23 protein-coding genes are annotated in these 20,354 nt (G+C 68.7%); 19 read left to right on the forward strand and 4 right to left on the reverse strand.

What is annotated here, in order from left to right; genetic code table 11:
* Window positions 1-54 precede the first annotated feature (54 nt).
* From dapB to ROP_RS33405, 4 genes are read left to right on the forward strand one after another with little or no spacing between them, the layout of a single operon-like run.
* On the forward strand, window positions 55-813 hold the full coding sequence (gene dapB, locus ROP_RS33390; protein WP_015890410.1) for a 4-hydroxy-tetrahydrodipicolinate reductase: 759 nt from the start codon (window positions 55-57) through the stop codon (window positions 811-813).
* A complete protein-coding gene (locus ROP_RS33395; protein WP_015890411.1) occupies window positions 810-1,289 on the forward strand; it encodes a hypothetical protein in 480 nt (159 codons plus the stop codon). Before dapB ends, ROP_RS33395 begins: the two co-directional genes overlap by 4 nt.
* Window positions 1,290-1,318: 29 nt before the next feature.
* On the forward strand, window positions 1,319-1,777 hold the full coding sequence (locus ROP_RS33400) for a flavodoxin family protein (RefSeq protein WP_015890412.1): 459 nt from the start codon (window positions 1,319-1,321) through the stop codon (window positions 1,775-1,777).
* A gap of 46 nt (window positions 1,778-1,823) precedes the next feature.
* A complete protein-coding gene (locus tag ROP_RS33405; RefSeq protein ID WP_015890413.1) occupies window positions 1,824-3,056 on the forward strand; it encodes a winged helix-turn-helix domain-containing protein in 1,233 nt (410 codons plus the stop codon).
* Window positions 3,057-3,078: 22 nt separating this feature from the next.
* Here ROP_RS33405 and ROP_RS33410 read toward each other — a convergent pair whose 3' ends face one another.
* Window positions 3,079-3,513: an SRPBCC family protein gene (locus ROP_RS33410; RefSeq protein ID WP_015890414.1), complete on the reverse strand. Its 435-nt coding sequence runs from the start codon at window positions 3,511-3,513 to the stop codon at window positions 3,079-3,081.
* A gap of 102 nt (window positions 3,514-3,615) precedes the next feature.
* Entirely contained in the window at window positions 3,616-4,092 is a 477-nt protein-coding gene (locus ROP_RS33415; protein WP_015890415.1) for a toxin-antitoxin system HicB family antitoxin, read from the reverse strand.
* Window positions 4,093-4,253: 161 nt separating this feature from the next.
* Here ROP_RS33415 and thyX point away from each other — a divergent pair, with 161 nt between their 5' ends.
* The 6 genes from thyX to ROP_RS33445 all read left to right on the forward strand — a co-directional run bounded on the left by thyX (window position 4,254) and on the right by ROP_RS33445 (window position 12,454).
* A complete protein-coding gene (gene thyX / locus ROP_RS33420) occupies window positions 4,254-5,006 on the forward strand; it encodes an FAD-dependent thymidylate synthase (RefSeq protein WP_015890416.1) in 753 nt (250 codons plus the stop codon).
* 43 nt (window positions 5,007-5,049) lie between these two features.
* Window positions 5,050-5,958, forward strand: coding sequence for a 4-hydroxy-tetrahydrodipicolinate synthase (gene dapA / locus ROP_RS33425; RefSeq protein ID WP_015890417.1), 909 nt, complete (start codon window positions 5,050-5,052; stop codon window positions 5,956-5,958).
* Complete coding sequence (locus ROP_RS33430) at window positions 5,955-7,928, forward strand: ribonuclease J (protein ID WP_043825873.1); 1,974 nt, start codon at window positions 5,955-5,957, stop codon at window positions 7,926-7,928. The genes dapA and ROP_RS33430 overlap by 4 nt, the downstream gene beginning before the upstream one ends.
* A 25-nt stretch (window positions 7,929-7,953) precedes the next feature.
* A complete protein-coding gene (locus tag ROP_RS33435) occupies window positions 7,954-8,577 on the forward strand; it encodes a TIGR03085 family metal-binding protein (protein WP_015890419.1) in 624 nt (207 codons plus the stop codon).
* Between the two features lie 80 nt (window positions 8,578-8,657).
* On the forward strand, window positions 8,658-11,261 hold the full coding sequence (locus tag ROP_RS33440; protein ID WP_015890420.1) for a DNA translocase FtsK: 2,604 nt from the start codon (window positions 8,658-8,660) through the stop codon (window positions 11,259-11,261).
* A 209-nt stretch (window positions 11,262-11,470) separates the two neighbouring features.
* Window positions 11,471-12,454 carry a TerC family protein gene (locus tag ROP_RS33445; RefSeq protein WP_015890421.1) on the forward strand — a complete coding sequence of 328 codons (984 nt, stop codon included), beginning with the start codon at window positions 11,471-11,473 and terminating at the stop codon, window positions 12,452-12,454.
* A 41-nt stretch (window positions 12,455-12,495) separates the two neighbouring features.
* On the opposite strand, the gene ROP_RS33450 is transcribed toward ROP_RS33445, so the two are convergent.
* Window positions 12,496-12,780 carry a YciI family protein gene (locus tag ROP_RS33450; RefSeq protein WP_015890422.1) on the reverse strand — a complete coding sequence of 95 codons (285 nt, stop codon included), beginning with the start codon at window positions 12,778-12,780 and terminating at the stop codon, window positions 12,496-12,498.
* Between the two features lie 74 nt (window positions 12,781-12,854).
* On the reverse strand, window positions 12,855-13,379 hold the full coding sequence (locus ROP_RS33455; protein ID WP_005240737.1) for an amino-acid N-acetyltransferase: 525 nt from the start codon (window positions 13,377-13,379) through the stop codon (window positions 12,855-12,857).
* Window positions 13,380-13,496: 117 nt separating this feature from the next.
* Between ROP_RS33455 and pgsA the strand changes: the two genes are divergently transcribed.
* From pgsA to ROP_RS33500, 9 genes are all read left to right on the forward strand, one after another.
* Window positions 13,497-14,159, forward strand: coding sequence for a CDP-diacylglycerol--glycerol-3-phosphate 3-phosphatidyltransferase (pgsA, locus tag ROP_RS33460; RefSeq protein ID WP_015890423.1), 663 nt, complete (start codon window positions 13,497-13,499; stop codon window positions 14,157-14,159).
* Window positions 14,156-14,656: a CinA family protein gene (locus tag ROP_RS33465; protein ID WP_015890424.1), complete on the forward strand. Its 501-nt coding sequence runs from the start codon at window positions 14,156-14,158 to the stop codon at window positions 14,654-14,656. Before pgsA ends, ROP_RS33465 begins: the two co-directional genes overlap by 4 nt.
* Window positions 14,657-14,727: 71 nt before the next feature.
* A complete protein-coding gene (locus tag ROP_RS33470; protein ID WP_015890425.1) occupies window positions 14,728-15,114 on the forward strand; it encodes a helix-turn-helix domain-containing protein in 387 nt (128 codons plus the stop codon).
* A 153-nt stretch (window positions 15,115-15,267) separates the two neighbouring features.
* Window positions 15,268-16,098 carry a PspA/IM30 family protein gene (locus tag ROP_RS33475; protein WP_015890426.1) on the forward strand — a complete coding sequence of 277 codons (831 nt, stop codon included), beginning with the start codon at window positions 15,268-15,270 and terminating at the stop codon, window positions 16,096-16,098.
* Between the two features lie 17 nt (window positions 16,099-16,115).
* A complete protein-coding gene (gene pspM / locus ROP_RS33480) occupies window positions 16,116-16,946 on the forward strand; it encodes a phage shock envelope stress response protein PspM (RefSeq protein WP_419789309.1) in 831 nt (276 codons plus the stop codon).
* Window positions 16,947-17,133: 187 nt separating this feature from the next.
* On the forward strand, window positions 17,134-17,310 hold the full coding sequence (locus ROP_RS33485) for a hypothetical protein (RefSeq protein WP_007296377.1): 177 nt from the start codon (window positions 17,134-17,136) through the stop codon (window positions 17,308-17,310).
* Window positions 17,311-17,326: 16 nt separating this feature from the next.
* Window positions 17,327-18,043: a PIG-L deacetylase family protein gene (locus tag ROP_RS33490; protein ID WP_015890429.1), complete on the forward strand. Its 717-nt coding sequence runs from the start codon at window positions 17,327-17,329 to the stop codon at window positions 18,041-18,043.
* A gap of 118 nt (window positions 18,044-18,161) precedes the next feature.
* Complete coding sequence (locus ROP_RS33495) at window positions 18,162-18,791, forward strand: TetR/AcrR family transcriptional regulator (RefSeq protein WP_043825881.1); 630 nt, start codon at window positions 18,162-18,164, stop codon at window positions 18,789-18,791.
* Window positions 18,788-20,332 carry a glycerol-3-phosphate dehydrogenase/oxidase gene (locus tag ROP_RS33500; protein WP_015890431.1) on the forward strand — a complete coding sequence of 515 codons (1,545 nt, stop codon included), beginning with the start codon at window positions 18,788-18,790 and terminating at the stop codon, window positions 20,330-20,332. The genes ROP_RS33495 and ROP_RS33500 overlap by 4 nt, the downstream gene beginning before the upstream one ends.
* The last annotated feature ends 22 nt before the right edge of the window (window positions 20,333-20,354 follow it).

Here is a 20,354-nt window from a genome sequence, read left to right on the forward strand (position 1 = left end):
GGCGATTGCGTAGGCTTTCGGGCGAATCGTTGGAACTGGACGGAGCGTGGAGAAGTGAGCGCAGCAGCACCCATCAGGGTCGGGGTTCTCGGGGCCAAGGGCAAGGTCGGCCGGGCGATCTGCGAGGCGGTGGAACAGGCACCGGACCTCGAACTGGTCGCGGAGGTCGATCACGGCGACCGGCTCGAGTCGTTCGTCGAGGCCGGCACCCAGGTCGTCGTCGACTTCACCCACCCCGACGTGGTGATGGACAACCTGAAGTTCCTCGTCTCCAACGGCATTCACGCCGTGGTGGGCACCACCGGGTTCGACGACACCCGGCTCGACGCCGTGCGGTCGTGGGTGACGGAGCGCCCCGAGGTCGGGGTCCTGATCGCCCCCAACTTCGCGATCGGCGCCGTCCTCTCCATGCGTTTCGCCGAAGCCGCAGCACGATTCTTCGATTCCGTCGAGGTCATCGAGTTGCATCACCCCAACAAGGCGGATGCGCCGTCCGGCACCGCCTACCGGACCGCGGCCCTCATCTCGGAGGCCCGCCGCAAGGCCGGCGTCGGACCGAGCCCCGACGCCACGACCACCGAACTGGACGGTGCGCGCGGCGCCGACGTGGACGGCGTGCGGGTGCATTCCGTGCGGCTGGCAGGTCTGGTCGCGCATCAGGAGGTCATCCTCGGCACGCAGGGCGAGACGCTGACCATCCGCCACGATTCGATCGACCGCAACTCCTTCGCCCCCGGCGTCCTGCTCGGTGTGCGGGAGATCGGCTCCCGCCCCGGTCTCACCGTCGGTATCGACCCCCTTCTCGACCTGTGAAAGACGGCTCGACCAAGACCGTCGTCACGATCGGACTGCTGGTCGCGGCGCTGGCGTTCTACTTCGTCCTGCTCGGGCAGCGCGGCATCGCGCTGATCCAGGACGGCGGGGCCGCGGCGATCGGCCTGGGCGTCGGCGTCCTGATCCTTCCGTTCCTGGGCGCCTGGATCGTCTACGCCACGCTCCGCGCCGGATTCCAGCACCAGCATCTGTCCCGCCGCATCGCGGACGAGCGACTCGAACTGGACGTCACCGATCTGCCGAAGCGTCCGTCGGGCCGCATCGACCGGGACGCGGCCGACGCACTGTTCCAGCAGGTCAAGTCCGAGTGGGAGGCAGACCCGGACAACTGGCGGAACTCGTATCGGCTCGCGCGCGCCTACGACTACGCCGGCGACCGCGGCCGGGCCCGGGAAACGATGAAACGAGCCGTGGAACTCGAACGCGTCGAACGGGAGGCCGGGTCCGGCCGATAGGGCGCGGAGCCGGTCGTACTCTGGCGACTGTGAAGTCGCTACTCGTCGTCCACCACACGCCGTCGCCGGTGACCCGTGAGTGCCTCGAAGCAGTACTGACAGGCGCCCGGGACCCCGACATCGACGGTGTCGAGGTGAAGTCGATCCCCGCACTCGGCGCGACCGTTCCCGACGTCCTCGAGGCCGACGGGTTCCTGTTCGGGACCTCCGCCAACTTCGGCTACATGTCCGGAGCGCTGAAGCACTTCTTCGACACCGTCTACTACCCATGCCTCGACGCGGTCGCCGGGCGCCCCTACGGTCTGTGGGTGCACGGCAACAACGACACCGCCGGGGCCGTGAAGTCGGTGCAGAAGATCGTGACCGGGCTGGCGCTCACCCAGGTCGCCGAGATCCTGGAACTGACCGGATCCCTCGACGCGAGTGCGCGGGAGCGGTTGTACGAACTCGGTGCGACGGTGGCGGTCACGCTGGCCGAGGACGCCTGACCACGTCTCCGTCGACTGTGTCGGTGGGCGATGGCAAGCTTCGGGCATGCGTGAGATGACCGCCGCCGCGGCCCGGAGATCGGCGCTCTGGGCACAGGGTTTCGCCGACCGGAAGCCTGCCGGTACACCGACGCGCAGGCACGTCCGCTCGGTCCTGGATCGCGTGCGGTTGTTCCAGATCGACTCGGTGTCGGTGGCCGTGCGGGCCCACTACGTCCCGCTGTTCAGCCGTCTCGGGGTGTACGACCGCGGGCTGGTCGACTCGGCGGCGTGGTCGCACTCCGCCCGCGCACCCCGCCTGCTGGCGGAGTACTGGGCGCATGAGGCGGCGTTCATCCCGGTCGAGGACTGGCCCCTGCTGCGCTGGCGGATGCACCGGTACCGGCACGGGCGATGGTCCGGCGAATCCCGGGTACTCGACCGCAATCCCACTCTCGCCGCCGACGTGCTCGACGTGATCGGCGCCGTCGGTGCGTGCAGCGCGGGCGAGGTGGAGAAACACCTGGAGGTCGACCGGCCCGACCGCAAGGGTCCGTGGTGGGATCGCAGCGACACCAAAGTGGTGTGCGAGCAACTGTTCGCGTCGGGCGCGCTGGCGGTCGACAAGCGGGTCGCCTTCACCCGTCACTACGATCTCACGGAACGGGTGCTGCCGAAAGCGGTCCTCGCCGAGGAGGTTTCGGAGGAGGATGCCGTCCGGGGGCTGGTGCAGCGGTCCGCGCGGGCCCTCGGTGTGGCCACCGAACCCGATCTGCGCGACTACTACCGGCTGTCGCCGGCGCAGAGCGCGTCGGCCGTCGAGGACCTCGTCGAGGACGGCGTGCTCGAACGGGTCGACGTCCGGGGCTGGGAGGCACCGGCATTCGTCCACCGCGACGTCCGGGTTCCGCGCAGGGTGGACGGGGCGGCGCTGCTGTGCCCGTTCGATCCGCTGGTCTTCTGCCGCCCCCGTACCGAGCGGGTATTCGACTTCCGGTACCGCCTCGAGATCTACACCCCCGCGCACAAGCGTGTCCACGGGTACTACGTCTTCCCGTTCCTGCTGAACGGTGAACTGGTCGCGAGGGTCGACCTCAAGGCCGACCGCGCGTCGGGAACGCTCGAAGTGCGATCCGCCTTCGTGGAACCCGACCGGAGTCCGGGGCACGTGGTGGAGGCGCTGGTTCCGGAACTGCGAAGAATGGCAACGTGGTTGGGCCTGGACGACGTCCGGGTGGACGATCGCGGCAACCTCGGTGCCCTCCTCGCGGCCGAGGCGTCGCGGCCGCGAGGAGAGTGAGAAGCGCCGGGCTGCCGGCTGCCTACAGGCTCTCGACGAACTTCGTCAGGCCCTTGCTCGCGGTCTCGAGTGCCGTCTTCTGCGCCTTCTTCACGAGGAACCCCGGCAGCGGAATCTTCGGGTCGACCGTCAACTCGAAGGTCACCTTGGTGCCGGCGCCGGACTCGGTGAGGACGTACGACCCGTCCTGAGCGTTCTGCTGGCCGCTCTCGACGAGGTGCCAGGACACCGTGTTGTCACCCTCGAACGTGTAGTCGACGACCTGCTCGTCGCTGATCCCGAGGATGGAGACGCTCATCCGGACTCGGTGGGGGCGGCCGTCGTCGTGCGTGCTCTCGATGGTGACCGACTTGTGGGCCGAGGACCACTCGGGCAGGCGATCCACCGCAGCGATCGCGGCCATCACCGTGGCCGGATCGGCCTTGATCTCGAATTCCTTGACGCCGGAAACGGCCATGTTCTTCGCTCCTTCGAGCCCGTGGCGACTCTCACCGTGTGGCTGATGCGACGTAATTACATCACCGCCGCCGACGGGCGCGTGGAGTGAGTGCACCGGCGCTCAGAAATCACCTCTCCCGTTCCGGCGCATCTGATCCTTGAGCGCGCCCTGGACCGCTTGCGACACCCAGGAATTGAGCGACACCCCATTCTGGGAGGCGGCCTCCTCGGCCTTCGACTTGATCTGATCCATCAGGCGGAGGGTGACGCGGCTGATGTCACCGGTGACGTCATCGAAGGCGGCGCCGAGGTCCTCGGCGGTGGCGGCACGTTCCCCCTCCGGCCCGGCCGAGGCGGGAGTGCGGCGCACGTCGACCGCCGCCTCGCTGCCGTCGAGGCGCACGCCGACGGTGCGATCGCCGAGTGCGGAAGACACCTCTCCGGCAAAGTCGGTGAGCGCCGACAGCAGGAGCAGGCGGGCGGCGGGTTCGACCGCGGCGGCGAGGGCCGCAGCGGTCGCGCGGGTCTGCTCGTCGCCGAGTGCGGCTGCCGCGTTCAGGTCGTCTCGCAGCCGGGAGACGTAGATGCCGAGGTCCATGACGCCATCATGGCGTCAACCGTGACGTCAGTCAAGCAGTCGTGACTTCATCGCCCGGGGGCCGGGCCGGGGCACGCCGCGCCAACCGGCGACGCTGCGACTAGGGTCGATGCATTCAGGAGGGACTCCCGACCAGGGAGTTCGGTAGGAGGATCAGCGCAGTGCCGCAGACCGTGCCGCTCAGGGTGCAACTCGTCGCGAAGACGGAGTTCTTTCCGCCGGCGGACATCCCGTGGGAGACCGACGCCGACGGCGGCGAGGCGCTGGCGGAGTTCGCGGGCCGGGCGTGCTATCAGAGCTGGTCCAAACCGAACCCCCGCACCGCGACCAACGCCGGCTACCTGCGCCATCTGCTCGAGGTCGGGCACGAGTCGGTCCTCGAACACGGCACCGTCAGCTTCTACATCACCGGCATCTCCCGGTCCTGCACCCACGAGCTGATCCGGCACCGCCACTTCTCCTACTCGCAGCTGTCGCAGCGTTTCGTGCGGGAGAACGAGGGGAACGTCGTCGTCCCGCCCGCGATCGCCGGCGACCCGGAACTCGAGGAGCTGTTCGCGAAGGCCACCGACGCCAGCAGGACGGCGTACGGCGAACTCCTCGAGGCCCTCGAATCGAAGCTGGCCGACACCTCCAACGTGCCGCTGCGCAACAAGCAGGCGAGGCAGGCGGCGAGGGCTGTCCTGCCCAACGCGACCGAGACCCGCGTGGTGGTCACCGGCAACTACCGGGCCTGGCGGCACTTCGTCTCGATGCGGGCCACCGAGCACGCCGACGTGGAGATTCGCCGTGTCGCGGTCGAGTGTCTGAGGCAGCTGCAAGCGTCCGCACCGAATGTCTTCGGCGACTTCGAGGTAGTGGACTGGGGCGACGGCACAGAGGTGGCGCGGAGCACGTTTTCCGCCGACGCGTGACGGGTGTGCAAAAGTACCTGGGTCACCGGGTAGCCTTCTGACCATGACCTACGGTGATTCCGCTTCTCCCGTCGAGCGTCCGTTCGGCACCGTGTCCACAGCGATGGTGACGCCGTTCACCTCGGACGGAAAGCTGGACGTCGACGCCGGTGTCCGCCTCGCGGCGTACCTCGTCGACAACGGGTGCGACTCCCTCGTCCTCGCCGGCACGACCGGTGAGTCGCCGACGACCACCGAAAACGAGAAGCTCGAGCTGCTCCGGGCGGTCATCGACGCGGTGGGCAACCGCGCGAAGATCATCGCCGGCGCGGGCAGCAACGACACCGCGCACAGCGTCGAACTCGCCCGTGACGCCGCCCGCGCGGGCGCGCAGGGCCTCCTCGTCGTCACCCCCTACTACTCGCGTCCGCCGCAGGCCGGGCTGTTCGCGCACTTCACCGCTGTCGCCAATGCCACCGACCTTCCGGTCATGCTCTACGACATTCCACCCCGCTCCGTGGTCCCCATCGAGACGGAGACCATCCGGCGCCTCGCCGAGCACCCGCGCATCGTCGCGGTCAAGGACGCCAAGGGCGACCTCAACGCGGGCGCCGAGCTGATCGGCACCACCGATCTGCAGTTCTATTCGGGTGACGATCCGCTCAACCTGCCGTGGCTGTCGGTCGGCGCGACGGGATTCGTCAGCGTCATCGGGCACCTCGTGCCCGGCCGGCTGCGTGAACTGCACACCGCCTTCGCGGCCGGGGACATCGCCCGCGCCCGCGCCATCAACCTCAGCCTCATCCCGGTCATCCGCTCCGTGGCGCGTCTCGGCGGCGTGAGCGCGTCGAAGGCGGGACTGCGCCTGATCGGCCTCGACGTCGGTGAACCCCGGTTGCCGCAGGTGGCGCCCACGCACGATCAGATCGATCTCCTGGCCGCCGATCTGCACGCTGCGGGGGTGCTCGCGTGACCCGACCGCCTCGTCGTCGCAGCGCCAGCCGCCAGGCAGGTCCCCCTTCCCCCACAGCGAGCGAGCCGACGACCCCGGCGCCCGTCGCCGCCGAGCCGCCGAAGTCCGCGCCCGTCGTGGCCGACGAGCCGAGTGCCCCGAAGTCGGAGCAGGCCAAGTCGGCGCCCGTGAAGGCCTCCTCCACGAAGGGGGGCGCCACCAACAAGTCGTCGTCGCGCTCCGGACGGCGTGGCGGCAACAAGCGTCAGGACACGCGGCCGGCCGCGGTCGATCCGACGGCGCGGCTCGGCGCCCCGCCGAAGGCCCCGTTCAAGGGTCTGCGCGTGGTGGCTCTCGGCGGCATCGGCGAGATCGGCCGCAACATGACCGTCTTCGAGCACCAGGGCAAGCTGCTCATCGTCGACTGCGGTGTGCTGTTCCCGGAAGACCAGCAGCCGGGTGTCGACCTGATCCTCCCGGACTTCCGGCACATCGAGGACCGCATGGACGACGTCGAGGCCGTCGTCCTCACGCACGGCCACGAGGACCACATCGGCGCCATCCCGTTCCTGCTGCGGCTGCGTCCGGATCTTCCGGTCGTGGGTTCGCGGTTCACGCTCGCGCTCGTCGCGGCCAAGTGCCGTGAGCACCGCCAGCGCCCCAACCTCGTCGAGGTCGTCGAGGGGCAGCGCACCGAACACGGCCCGTTCGAGTGCGAGTACTTCGCCGTCAACCACTCGATCCCCGACGCCATCGCCGTCGCGATCCGGACCGACGCCGGAGTCGTGCTGCACACCGGCGACATCAAGCTCGACCAGCTGCCGCTCGACGGCAGGCTCACCGACCTCGCCGGCTTCTCCCGTCTCGGCGACGAGGGTGTCGACCTGTTCCTCGTCGACTCCACGAACGCCGAGGTGCCGGGATTCGTCACCCCCGAGCGTGAGATCGGGGGAGTGCTCGACAACGTCATCGGCAAGGCCCGCCAGCGCGTGATCGTGGCCTCCTTCGCCAGCCACGTGCACCGCATCCAGCAGGTCGTCGACGTCGCGCACCGGTACAACCGGCGGGTCGCGTTCGTGGGCCGGTCGATGGTCCGCAACATGCAGATCGCGCAGGATCTCGGCTACCTGAGCGTGCCGGACGGTCTGGTCGTCGACATCGACACCGCGGCCAACCTGCCCGACGACCGGCTCGTGCTCATCTCCACCGGCTCGCAGGGAGAACCGCTGTCGGCGTTGTCGCGGATGGCCCGCGGCGAGCACCGGCAGATCAACATCCGGGCCAACGACCTCGTCGTGCTGGCCTCGTCGCTGATTCCCGGCAACGAGAACTCCGTGTTCGCCGTCGTCAACGGCCTCGCCAAGCGCGGCGCCACGGTCGTCACGCAGCAGAGCGCGAAGGTGCACGTCTCGGGTCACGCGTCGGCGGGCGAGCTCCTGTACCTGTACAACGCGGTCCGGCCCACCAATGCGATGCCCGTCCACGGCGAGTGGCGCCACCTGCGCGCCAACGCCGCCCTCGCGAAGGCCACCGGCGTGCCGGAGGAGCGGATCGTGCTCGCCGAGGACGGAGTGGTGGTCGACATGGTCGACGGTCTCGCCGAGATCGTCGGGCAGGTTCCCGTCGGGCACGTCTACGTCGACGGATTGTCCGTCGGCGACGTCGGTGACTCCACGCTGTCGGACCGGCTGGTCCTCGGCGAGGGCGGGTTCATCGCCATCAACGTCGTCATCGACGACCACACGGGACGCGCGGTCAGCACCCCCGAGGTGTCCGGACGCGGATTCTCCGACGACCCGACGGCCCTCAAGGACGCGGCGCAGCTGGTCGAGGCGGAGCTGCTGCGACTGGCCACCGAGGGCATCAACGACGCTCACCGCATCGCCCAGGCGATCCGGCGCGTCGTCGGCAGATGGGTGGCCGACAAGTACCGTCGCCGGCCGATGATCGTCCCGACCGTCATCGCGGTGCCGTCGGCGGAGGGCAAGTAGTTCTCCGACAGGTAGATTCGACCGGGTGACCTTCGCCAGAGATGAACGCCTCGCCCTCGTCGACTCGATGGCCGAATTCGGTCCCGACGCCCCGACCCTCTGCGGGACGTGGACCAACCGGGACCTGGCCGCCCACCTGATCGTGCGCGAACGGCGCCTCGACGCTGCCCCGGGCATCGTCGTGGGTCTGCTCGCCGGGTACACCGAACGCGTCCAGAGCGAGACGGCGACGCGTCCGTGGAGCCGACTGCTGGACGAGGTCCGGTCGGGTCCGCCGATGTGGTCGCCGATGTACTGGGTGGACGCGCAGGTGAACCTGGGGGAGATGTTCGTCCACCACGAGGACGTGCGCCGAGCCCACGACGGGTGGGAGCCGCGCGTCCTGCCGGGCGATCGTCAGGACGCGCTGTGGGGTCTGGCGCGCAAGGTCGGCAAGCTCGGCTACCGGCACGCCCCGGTGACGGTGGTACTCGAGCGGCCGTCCGGCGAGCAGGCCACCGTCCGCACGGCCGGTGCCGGCCCGGTGATCCTGCGGGGAGAACCGTCGGAACTCGCCCTGCACGCGTTCGGCCGGAATCAGGTGCGGATCGAGACCGAGGGTGACGCCGCCGACATCGAGGCGGTGACCTCCCTCGACCGAGGGTTCTGACGCCGTTTCGACGTAGCTCGGCCGCTGTTACGGGTGTTGCGGATGGTCCGGAAGGTGCCGTAGCGACTAATCTGAGAGCCATGGCAGGTAAGGCGAGCGCCCGCGGTTCGAGCACGACGTCCACGGCGAGAACGGGCGTGCGAGGCGGCGCGAGCTCGTCCAAGCCCAGGTCCCGCACCACCCGGACCGAGAGCACTCCGCGTAAGTCCACCTCGCCGCGTGGCGGCGGCGCGCGGCGTCCCGCCGCGAAGAAGGCGTCCGCGTCCAGTCCCCTGAAGTCGGTGGGCCGGGGCATCGGCGCCGGCTGGTCGCTCGCGGCGAAGGGCGTCGGGGCCACCACCCGCACCGTCGGCAAGGCAGCCGAGATCGAACAGGGCCACCGTCGCGACGGCATCGCCCTCGGGCTGATCGCGATCAGCGTCGTCGTCGCCAGCCGAATCTGGTTCTCCGCGGGCGGTCCGGTGGGCGAGTGGATCGAGACCGGCGTCCGCGCCGTGTTCGGCGGGGCGTCCGCCGTCCTGCCCCTGATCGGTGTCGCCGTCGCGGTGATCCTGATGCGGACCGAACCGAAACCCGAGATCCGGCCCAGGCTGGTGCTGGGGTCGCTGCTCGTCGGTCTGCCGACTCTGGGACTGTGGCACCTCGCGACCGGCTCGCCCACCGACGCCGACGGCAGGGCCCACGGCGCCGGTTTCGTCGGGTACGCGGCAGGCGGTCCGTTGACCGACGGCCTCACCGTGTGGCTGGCCGCGCCGCTGCTGCTGATGGCGGCACTGTTCGGAATCCTGCTCCTCACCGGGACCACGATCCGCGAGGTGCCCGGCAAGCTGCAGTCGTACTTCGGAACGTCGTTCGGCCGCGACCACTACGCCGACTACGACAGCGAGTACTACGAGGAAGGCGAATACGACCCCACCCTGTTCGACGCCGACGGCTATCCCGTCGACGACTACAAGACCGGGGTCCGGGGCGCCCCGGCCGACAACTACCCCACCGACGAGTACGACGTCGGCGACACCGCGAAGACGGAAGTCCTCGGGCTGTGGGAGCCCGAGCCTGCCCCGGAACCCGTGCCGGCGCCGAAACCGGCGCGTGCCAAGGCCAAGCCCGTCGTCGCCCCGAAGCCGGCACCCGAACCGGAACCGCTGCCCGACGTCGACAAGTTCGTCACCGACCGGGTGGTCGAGGGCGACTACACGCTGCCGCCCACGTCCCTGCTCTTCGAAGGCGACCCGCCGAAGACGCGCAGTTCCGCCAACGACGCGATGATCGAGGCCATCACCGAGGTCCTCGAACAATTCAAGATCGATGCCGCCGTCACCGGTTTCACCCGCGGCCCCACCGTCACCCGCTACGAGGTGGAACTCGGCCCGGGTGTGAAGGTCGAGAAGATCACCGCGCTCGCCCGCAACATCGCGTACGCCGTCGCCACCGACAACGTGCGCCTGCTCGCGCCGATCCCGGGCAAGTCCGCCGTCGGTATCGAGGTCCCCAACTCCGACCGCGAGATGGTGCGCCTCGCCGACGTGCTCACCGCCCCGAGCACCCGCAAGGACCACCACCCGCTCGTGATCGGTCTCGGCAAGGACATCGAGGGCAACTTCGTCAGCGCGAACCTCGCGAAGATGCCCCACCTGCTCGTGGCCGGTTCCACCGGCTCCGGTAAGTCGAGCTTCGTGAACTCGATGCTGGTGTCGCTGCTGTCCCGCGCGACACCCGACGAAGTGCGGATGATCCTCATCGACCCCAAGATGGTGGAGTTGACACCCTACGAGGGCATTCCGCATCTCATCACGCCCATCATCACCCAGCCGAAGAAGGCGGCGGCCGCGCTGGCCTGGCTGGTGGAGGAGATGGAGCAGCGCTACCAGGACATGCAGGCCAACCGCGTGCGCCACATCGACGACTTCAACGCCAAGGTGAAGTCCGGTGAGATCACGGCGCCGCTCGGCAGCGAACGGGTCTACCGGCCGTATCCGTACATCCTCGCCATCGTCGACGAGCTCGCGGACCTCATGATGACCGCGCCGCGCGACGTCGAGGACGCGATCGTCCGCATCACCCAGAAGGCGCGCGCCGCCGGCATCCACCTCGTCCTGGCCACGCAGAGGCCCTCGGTGGACGTCGTGACGGGTCTGATCAAGACCAACGTGCCGTCCCGGCTGGCCTTCGCGACGTCGTCGCTGACCGACTCCCGGGTCATCCTGGACCAGCCCGGCGCCGAGAAGCTGATCGGTATGGGCGACGGGCTGTTCCTGCCGATGGGCGCGGGCAAGCCGACCCGCCTGCAGGGCGCGTTCATCACCGACGAGGAGATCTCCGCGGTCGTCGATTTCACCAAGAACCAGGCGGAACCGGAGTACACCGACGGCGTCACCGCCGCGAAGGTCGGGGAGAAGAAGGACGTCGATCCCGATATCGGCGACGACATGGACGTGCTGCTGCAGGCGGTGGAACTCGTCGTCTCCAGCCAGTTCGGGTCGACGTCGATGCTGCAGCGGAAGCTGCGGGTCGGATTCGCGAAGGCGGGCCGCCTGATGGACCTGATGGAGACCAGGGGAGTGGTGGGACCCAGCGAGGGCTCGAAGGCCCGTGAGGTCCTCATCAAGCCCGAGGAACTCGACGGTCTGCTGTGGTCGATCCGCGGCGGCGACCCGAGTGAGGCGCCGCCCGACCAGGAGTGACACCCGGTGCGCGTGTCCGAAATGTACGGTTCCCGCGCACTGTGGTTGAATGGTCACCGAATTGGAGGGGAGTATCCCCACCTCTGTGACAGCATCGTCAACACGATCGGCACCATTGCCGATCCGGGGCTGTCAGTCGCTCGGACAGTGGTTCCGGTGCGGCGGGAGAGACCTCCGGTACCCGCTAGGTCTACCGGAGGTCTGTGTAAATGCATGTGTCACCGCTGGTCTGGGTCATCACCTGTGTGGTGATTCTCGGACTGTTCGTGTTCGACTTCTTCGCCCACGTGCGCACCCCGCACGCCCCCACGTTCCGTGAGTCGGCGTTCTGGTCGTCGGTCTATATCGGCCTCGCCATCCTCTTCGGCCTGATCGTCATGTGGCTGTGGGGAAGTCAGTACGGCGGCGAGTATTTCGCCGGTTACGTCACCGAGAAGGCGTTGTCGGTCGACAACCTCTTCGTGTTCGTCATCATCATGGGTACGTTCGCGGTGCCACGGGAGTACCAGCAGAAGGTGCTGCTGATCGGCATCGTGATGGCGCTGGTGATGCGCGGAATCTTCATCGGCGTCGGCGCCGCGGCGATCAACGCGTACAGCTGGGTGTTCTACCTGTTCGGCGCGTTCCTCATCTACACCGCGTACACGCTGGTGCGTGATCACGGGCACGAGAAGGAGGTGGAGGAGGAACGCGACAGCAAGATCGTCGCCATCGCGAAGAAGATCCTCCCCACCACGGACACCTACGACGGCGACAAGCTCGTCACGCGGATCAACGGCAAGCGCGTCGTGACGCCGCTGCTGCTTGCGCTGGTCGCCATCGGGTTCACCGACGTGCTGTTCGCGCTCGACTCGATCCCCGCGATCTACGGGCTCACCCAGGAGCCGTACCTGGTGTTCACGGCCAACGCGTTCGCGCTGATGGGGCTGCGTCAGCTGTACTTCCTGATCGGCGGGCTGCTGGATCGCCTGGTGTACCTGTCGTACGGCCTGTCGATCATCCTGGCGTTCATCGGCGTCAAGCTGGTTCTGCACGCTCTGCACGAGAACACGCTGGGCTTCGTCAACGGCGGGGAGCACGTGGCCGTGCCGGAGGTGTCGACGGTGTTCTCGCTGGCCGTCATCATCGGTGTGCTGGCAGTGACGACCGTCGCCAGCCTCCTCAAGACGCGGAACACGACGCCGGCGCAGTAACTCCGCCGGGCGTCGTGCCCCAGGGTCCGGTACTCGGCGGTTCAGGAGCTGAATTCGCCGAGTACCGGAACCCATTCGACGATCCGGGTGGCCGTCACCAGGCCGTTGCGGGCGAACGGGTCGTGGGTGAAGAGCTGTTCCACGGTCTCCGCGTCGGCGGCGTCGACGAGGATGAACGCGCCGCTTCCGTCCGCGAACGGGCCGGACGAGACGACGGTCTTCTGCTCGGCCAGTTCACCGAGCCACGCCCGGTGGGCGGGGCGATGCTCGTCGCGTCCGGCGACGGTATCGGCCGAATACGTGTACTCCACTACGAACAGGGGCATTTTCTCGCTCTCTCGGGACGGGTTCATCGAACAAAGACGGGATCAGGGCCCATCAGTCTCACGCACTGGGATTTTCAGAGGGTGAGAAGCATTCGGGTGTTGCCGAGGGTGTTCGGCTTGACGTAGCTCAGGTCGAGGAATTCGGCGACACCGGTGTCGTACGAACGGCACATCTCCGCATACACCTCGGCGGTCACGGGTGTGCCGTCGATCTCGACGAAACCGTGCTTGCCGAAGAAGTCGACCTCGAACGTGAGGACGAACAGGCGCTCGAGTTCGAGTTCCCGCGCGACCTCGATCAACTTGGCCACCACGTGATGGCCCGCACCCTGGCCCTTGGCCGACGGGTCGACCGCGATCGTGCGCACCTCGCCCAGGTCCGCCCACAGCACGTGCATTGCGCCACAACCGATCACGTTGCCGTCGCGTTCGGCCACCCAGAACTCCTGGACGGATTCGTACAGGGTCACGAGGTTCTTCTCGAGCAGGATCTTGCCGGAGTAGATGTCGATCAGGCGCTTGATCTCGGGAACGTCGGAGGTTCGTGCTCGCCGCACGATCAGCTGATTGTCGGCGGTGTCCGGCGTCCGAGAAGTCATGTCGTGAACATTAGCCAACGGCCGTACCGATATTCTTAGGCACGTGCCGGTACGACCTACGATTCCCTCCCACTCCCCACCGCGTCCCGGGGTGCAGTTCGACGCTGCGGTGCTCCGATGAGCGCGCAGCGCGAGGATTGGACGGCGGCCGACAACCCGGCGGCCCCGGATCCGTCGGTCGAGCCGGCGAGTGAGACGGCCGTACCACTGCTGAACATCGCGAACATCCTGACGATCCTCCGGATCCTGCTGGTCCCCGTCTTCCTCGTCGTGCTGTTCGTCGGCGACGGACACTCGACGACCTGGCGCCTGATCGCCACCGGCGTGTTCGCCGTCGCCGCCATCACCGACCGCATCGACGGTCAACTCGCCCGCAAGTACGGCCTCGTCACCGATTTCGGCAAGCTCGCCGACCCCATCGCCGACAAGGCGCTGATCGGTGCCGCCCTCGTGGGTCTGTCGATTCTCGGCGACCTGCCCTGGTGGGTGACCGCGGTGATCGCGGCGCGGGAACTGGGCATCACCCTGCTCCGGTTCGCGGTCCTGCGACACGCCGTCATTCCCGCGGGCCGGGGCGGCAAGCTCAAGACTCTCGTCCAGACGATCGCGATCGGGTTCTACCTGCTGCCGCTGCCGGACGGATTCGACATCCTCGGATGGGTCCTGATGGGTGCGGCCGTGCTGCTGACCGTGGTGACCGGACTGGACTACGTCGTGCAGGCCGTCCGCCTGCGGGCCGGGGTGCACAAGGTCGAGGCGAACGCGAGCACCGGGGCGTGACCGACCCGTTGGTGGACGGCACGCGCGCCGGTGACCTCGTCGCCGTGCTCACCGCCCGCGGCGAGACCGTCGCCACCGCGGAATCGCTCACCGCGGGACTGTTCACCGCCACCATCGCCGGTGTGCCCGGCGCGAGCAACGTGCTCCGCGGCGGACTCGTCGTCTACGCCACCGACCTGAAGGCAACCCTCGCCGGGGTGGATCCCGCCCGGCTGGCGGAGGACGGGCCGGTGGCGGCGTCCACGGCACGCGCGCTCGCGGACGGTGCGCGCGCCCGCTGCGGCGCCGACTGGGGCGTCGGACTGACCGGCGTCGCCGGCCCCGACACGCAGGACGGACATCCCGTGGGCACGGTGTTCCTGAGCATTTCCGGTGCGGCCGGAACGTCGGTCCTCGAGCTCGGATTGTCCGGCGACCGGTGGCAGATCCGGAAATCTGCGGTTTCCGCCGCCGTGTCGGGACTCCTCGATCGTGTGCAGGAAACATCCGCAGGCTAAGGTCGGGAACCAATCGGTCCTGTTCGCGCGTTGAGATAGGCGAGACAGGTGACGGATGAAGGAGGAGCGAGATGGCGCTGCTATTGCGTGAGGCAATCGGTGACAGTCTTCGGCGTACGCGCGTTTCGCAGAGCCGGACCCTGCGTGAGGTCTCCAACAGTGCTCGTGTGAGCCTCGGGTACCTGTCCGAGGTCGAGCGAGGGCGCAAGGAAGCTTCGAGTGAGCTCCTGGCGGCGATCTGCGACGCGCTGGACGTCCCACTGTCCGACGTGCTCGTCGACGTCAGCGAATCGCTGTCGGACGGGTCGACGGCCAAGCGTGCGGACACCGAACGGCACGCGGTCGAATCGGCGCCCGCCGAGGCCCCCGCCGCGAGCGCACGACCGGGTTCGACGACCATCGCCCGCGACACCCGGGTGGTCATCCCCGCACCCGCGCAGGCCCTGGCTGCCGCATAGCAACACCCGTGCCGAACCGATAGATTTCAGTCAGCCGCCGATCTCGTCGGCGGTGAGCCAGGTAGTCGGGGCGCAGCCCTTGTTCCGGTGCGTGACGGTCGCGTATCGGGTCGCGCATCGCGCGGCGCAACAGATGGAGGCAGGATCAAACCCATGGCTAATCCTTTCGTCAAGGGATGGAAGTACCTGATGGCGCTCTTCAATTCCAAGATCGATGAGAAGGCTGACCCCAAGGTTCAGATTCAGCAGGCGATCGAGGATGCGCAGCGTCAGCACCAGGCCCTGTCGCAGCAGGCCGCGTCTGTCATCGGCAACCAGCGCCAGCTCGAGATGAAGCTCAGCCGACAGCTCGACGAGGTGGAGAAGCTCAACGCCAACGCCCGTCAGGCCGTCAACCTGGCCGACCAGGCGCAGGCCGCAGGCGACACCGAGAAGGCCATCCAGTACACCAACGCCGCCGAGGCGTTCGCCGCGCAGCTCGTCACCGCCGAGCAGGGCGTCGAGGACCTCAAGGCACTGCACGACCAGTCGCTGCAGGCAGCTGCGCAGGCTAAGAAGGCCGTGGAGCAGAACGCGATGGCCCTGCAGGCCAAGGTCGCGGAACGCACCAAGCTGCTCAGCCAGCTGGAGCAGGCCAAGATGCAGGAACGGGTCAGCGAGTCGCTGCGCTCGATGGACAGCACCCTCTCCGCTCCCGGCAACACGCCCAGCCTCGATGCTGTGCGCGACAAGATCGAGCGCCGCTACGCCGATGCCCTCGGTTCTGCGGAGCTGGCACAGAACTCCGTGTCCGGCCGCATGATGGAAGTGCAGCAGGCGAGCATCCAGATGGCCGGTCACAGCCGGCTCGAGCAGATCCGGGCGTCCATGAAGGGCGACGCCCTGCCCTCCGGCGGTGCCGCCAACGCGCCGGCGACCCCCGCCGCCAACCCGAACCTCGACAAGCAGCCGCCGGCAGCGGGCCAGGCCGGTTCGGCGCAGTAACCGAAACGCCTGTGAGCATGAGTTCCACCCGACGTGGCCGACCTGGACGTGCAGTCCGGTCGGCCACTGTCGTGTCCGGGCTCGCCGGGATCCAGGGCGCACTGCGCGAGGCCGGTGAATCCGTTGCGGATGCGGCGCAGCGGTGGCGCGACCCCCGGGAACGGCTCCTGCGAAAGAAGCGGCGGGCCCGGCGTCGCGCGAAGCGCTACGGCATCGTGTCCGGATCCTCGGCCACCGGTGCCGCCGGTCTCGCGCTGATGGCTGCGCCGGAGTGGTCGATGCTGATGGCTGGTGGGGGCGCCGTGGTGTTCGCGGTTCCCGCGGTGCTGGCCGTCAGCCGGTACCGCAAGCTCGACGCCGTGACCTTGCCGCCGGGCCTGCCTGCCCGCCGGGTGCTTCCGGCGCCGACTTCGGTCGCCCGGGAGTCGATGGAGCGACTCGTGCACAGCGAGCGGGCACTTCACGGCATCCTCGGCGTGCTGTCCCGGTCCGGCACCATCAGCGGCGAGGACATCGAGGACACCCACGCCACGGCCCGCTCCGCGGCAGCCGCGTTGCAGGCGGTGGCGCTCGACATCACATCCATGGAGGACGCCGCCCGGGGGAGCCGGGCCGCGGCAGCGCCGCTCCACCGGGCGATCACCTCGGCTGCTGCGCAACTCGGCGACGGTGTCGAGCAGTTCGAAGAACTGGTGGCCGCCGCCGCCGAGGTCGCCGTGCCCGGAACGGCGAGTGCCGTCGGCGAACTCGCCTACGAGCGCGCCGAACTCGTGTCGGCGACCGAGAAGCTCGCCGGCCTCGCGGCGGCTCTCGGCGAGATCGACGACATCGTTCGCCGCTACCGCTGACTTCGTCGATCGACACGGGACGCGCTGAGGACATCGTGTGGGGGACAACCCTGATCTTTCCCTGATCTTTACGTTGACCTGGTGATTTACCCGTGCCGGCGTGCCAGGCTGGTGGGCGTACCCGATAAGTGGGGTCGACCGGACGTCGGGCGCAGAAATCGATCGGGGAGACGTGATGGAGGAAACCATGTTCTGGAAGATTGTTCTGGCTGTCGCGGCGATCTGGATCGCCCTCGCAGTGGTCGGCGCCCTCGTCAAGGGCCTGTTCTGGATTCTCGTCGTCAGCGCCGTCGTCTTCGGCGTGTACCTGTTGATCAAGGCGATGTCGGGATCGGGCGAGAAATCGGACATCACGCGTAGCTGACAGGCATGCTCTACCCATGGAACCGGTACCGGAGGACTGGCATCGTGGGCTCGTCGTGGTCGCGCACCCCGACGACATCGAATACGGCGCAGCGGCGGCCGTGGCGCGCTGGACCGAGCAGGGCAAGGACATCCGCTACGTGCTGGCCACCAGCGGAGAGGCCGGGATCGCGGGCCTGAACCCGGCGGAGTCGGGCCCGCTGCGGGAGGCGGAGGAACGGCGCTCCGCGGCCGTGGTGGGGGTGACTGACGTCGAATTCCTCGGTTATCCCGACGGCACTCTCGTCGAGAGTCTCGCACTCCGCCGCGACCTCGCCACGGCGATCCGTCGTCATCGCCCGGATCTCGTGGTGACGGCGAACTTCGCGGACACCTGGGGACCGGGCCAGCTGAACAGCGCGGACCACCGCGCTCTCGGGCGAGCCGTCCTCGACGCCACCGCAGACGCCGCGAACGAATGGATCTTTCCCGAACTGGGGGAGTCGGGGTTGCCGCCGTGGCGCGGAGTCCGCTGGGTGGCGGTCAACACGATGACCCCCACCCACGCCGTGGATGTCACCCACACGGTGGATCGGGCGGTGCTCTCCCTGGCCGAGCACGTCCACTATCTGGCAGCGCTCAGCGACGTGCCGGTGGGGCAGCAGGCACGGGCTCAGGTCGAGATGGTGACCGGGCCGAAACCGGGATTCGACGCCGAACGAGCGGTGGGGTTCGAGCTCTACTATTTCGGCTGAGTTCGCGAAGCGATCACGATTCGTGGCGTGGGTTGTCCGTTGTCAGATGTGCGCACACGGGGATTCGAATGCCGGCGAGGTGCCGGCGGGGGATTCATGCGTTACGGTGTTACATACAATGTCTATTCGTAATCCACCCTCGCGCGACGACACCTCAGCGAGCGTCGAAGACGCCATTCTCGACGCCGCGCGCTCGTGCATCCTCGATTTCGGACTGCGCCGCACCACCCTGGCGGAGGTCGCGCGAAGGGCCGGCGTCAGCAGGCCGACCGTCTACCGGCGCTGGTCCGACACCAGGGCGGTGGTCGCCGACCTCATGACCCGCGAGATCGCTGCTGTGATGCCCGAATTCTCCACCGGGGAATCGGTTCACCGCCAACTGGTCGACGCCGTGGTCCACGTGTCCACCGAGGTGCGCGACCACCCGCTGTTCGTGAAGATCCTGCGCTCGGATCAGGAACTGTTCACCACCTACATCCTCGAGCGGCTGGGTACCAGCCAGCGGGTGATCATCGACCAGGTCGCGGTCGCGGTGTCGGCGGGGCAGGACCAGGGCTCGATCCGGGCGGGGGACAGCCGCCGGATCGCCACCATGGTGCTGCTGATCGCACAGTCCGCTGTCCAGTCGGCCGTCATGGTCGCCGAGGAACTTCCCGGCGACGCCCTGACCGAACAACTCCGGCTCGCCGTCGGCGCCTATCTGGCACCGGACGGCGACCCCCACCCGACAGATCGAGGAGACCGGTGACCCACCCCAGCACGCCGTCCGTGAGCCGCTCGTCGGCGCTGAACTCCGCACGACGGACACGTGAGCTCGACCAGCTGTCGGATGGCGCACGCGTCGACGTCCTGGTGATCGGCGGCGGCGTGACCGGCGTCGGTGTCGCGCTCGACGCAGCGTCCCGCGGTCTCGACGTCGTGCTCGTGGAGAAGCGGGACCTCGCGTTCGGAACCAGCCGGTGGAGTTCGAAACTCGCCCACGGCGGATTGCGGTACCTGGCGTCGGGCAACGTCGGCATCGCCCGCGAGAGTGCGGTCGAACGCGGAATCCTCATGACCCGCACCGCGCCCCACCTCGTCCGGGCACTGCCACAGCTCGTTCCCGTCCTCGATTCCACGACCCTGCTCGGTAAGTCCCTCGTCCGCACGGGATTCCTGGCCGGTGACCTGCTGCGTGCGAGTGCTCGCACTCCGTCGGCGGTCCTGCCGCGCTCGCGGACGGTCCGGGCGGACCGGGTGGTCGAACTGGCCCCCGCGGTGCGCCGGGACGGTCTTCGGGGCGGACTGATGGCCTTCGACGGCCAGCTCGTCGACGACGCCAGGCTCGTCGTGTCCCTCGCGCGCACGGCCGCGCTCCACGGCGCGAAGGTGCTCACCCGGACGGGCGCCTACGACGTGACCGCGACATCCGCGACCCTGCGCGACGAGCTGACCGGGTCGGAACTGTCGATCCGGGCGCGCGCCGTGGTCAACGCGGCAGGTGTGTGGGCGGGTGAGATCGATCCGTCGATCACGCTGCGTCCCAGTCGCGGCACCCACCTGGTCCTGCCGGCCGAACGGCTCGGGAACCCGGCCGCGGCGCTCACCGTCCCGATCCCGGGTGAGACCAATCGCTTCGTCTTCGCGCTGCCCGCACAGCTCGGCCGCGTGTACCTCGGCCTGACCGACGAGGCGGCGCCGGGACCCGTCCCCGACGTCCCGGAAGCGTCGGAGCAGGAGATCGACTTCCTGCTCGACACGGTCAACACCGCACTCGAGGTCCCATTGCGGCGTTCGGACGTGCTCGGCACGTTCGCCGGACTGCGACCGCTGCTCGACACCGGTGACGGGTCGACCGCCGACCTCTCCCGCAACCACGCCGTCCTGCGCTCGGACACCGGTCCGGTCAGTGTGGTGGGCGGCAAGCTGACCACCTACCGGAAGATGGCGGAGGACGCCGTCGACGCCGCGGTGGCGGCGGCGGGACTGGACGCGCGCCCGTGCCGGACGCGTGCCCTCCCGCTCGTCGGCGCCGCGACTCCCGAAGCGCTGCGGAACGTTTCGGCCCCGCAGGCGCTGCTCGCCCGCTACGGAACGGAGGCGGCGCTGATCGCCGCGGCCGACCCCGCACTGCTGGCGCCGATCGCCGAGGGGGTGGATGTGAGCCGCGCCGAGTTGGAGTTCGCGGTGACCCACGAGGGTGCACTCGACGTCGACGACCTCCTCGACCGGCGCACCCGGATCGGCCTCGTCCCCGCCGACCGTGCGCGGTCCCTCGCCGCCGCCGAAGCCGTGTTCGAGAAACGGTGACGCCGACCGTGTGACACTCTGT

It is taken from the genome of Rhodococcus opacus B4 (assembly GCF_000010805.1).
GTDB classification, from domain to species: domain Bacteria; phylum Actinomycetota; class Actinomycetes; order Mycobacteriales; family Mycobacteriaceae; genus Rhodococcus_F; species Rhodococcus_F opacus_C.

Coding starts and splice junctions, on each gene's coding strand:
- ROP_RS33405 (WP_015890413.1), top strand. CDS start 1,824: ATGCGTGAGATGACCGCCGCCGCGGCCCGGAGATCGGCGCTCTGGGCA.
- ROP_RS33410 (WP_015890414.1), bottom strand. CDS start 3,513: ATGGCCGTTTCCGGCGTCAAGGAATTCGAGATCAAGGCCGATCCGGCC.
- ROP_RS33415 (WP_015890415.1), bottom strand. CDS start 4,092: ATGGACCTCGGCATCTACGTCTCCCGGCTGCGAGACGACCTGAACGCG.
- dapA (WP_015890417.1), top strand. CDS start 5,050: ATGACCTACGGTGATTCCGCTTCTCCCGTCGAGCGTCCGTTCGGCACC.
- ROP_RS33440 (WP_015890420.1), top strand. CDS start 8,658: ATGGCAGGTAAGGCGAGCGCCCGCGGTTCGAGCACGACGTCCACGGCG.
- ROP_RS33445 (WP_015890421.1), top strand. CDS start 11,471: ATGCATGTGTCACCGCTGGTCTGGGTCATCACCTGTGTGGTGATTCTC.
- ROP_RS33450 (WP_015890422.1), bottom strand. CDS start 12,780: ATGCCCCTGTTCGTAGTGGAGTACACGTATTCGGCCGATACCGTCGCC.
- ROP_RS33455 (WP_005240737.1), bottom strand. CDS start 13,379: ATGACTTCTCGGACGCCGGACACCGCCGACAATCAGCTGATCGTGCGG.
- pgsA (WP_015890423.1), top strand. CDS start 13,497: ATGAGCGCGCAGCGCGAGGATTGGACGGCGGCCGACAACCCGGCGGCC.
- ROP_RS33470 (WP_015890425.1), top strand. CDS start 14,728: ATGGCGCTGCTATTGCGTGAGGCAATCGGTGACAGTCTTCGGCGTACG.
- ROP_RS33475 (WP_015890426.1), top strand. CDS start 15,268: ATGGCTAATCCTTTCGTCAAGGGATGGAAGTACCTGATGGCGCTCTTC.
- pspM (WP_419789309.1), top strand. CDS start 16,116: ATGAGTTCCACCCGACGTGGCCGACCTGGACGTGCAGTCCGGTCGGCC.
- ROP_RS33485 (WP_007296377.1), top strand. CDS start 17,134: ATGTTCTGGAAGATTGTTCTGGCTGTCGCGGCGATCTGGATCGCCCTC.
- ROP_RS33490 (WP_015890429.1), top strand. CDS start 17,327: ATGGAACCGGTACCGGAGGACTGGCATCGTGGGCTCGTCGTGGTCGCG.
- ROP_RS33495 (WP_043825881.1), top strand. CDS start 18,162: ATGTCTATTCGTAATCCACCCTCGCGCGACGACACCTCAGCGAGCGTC.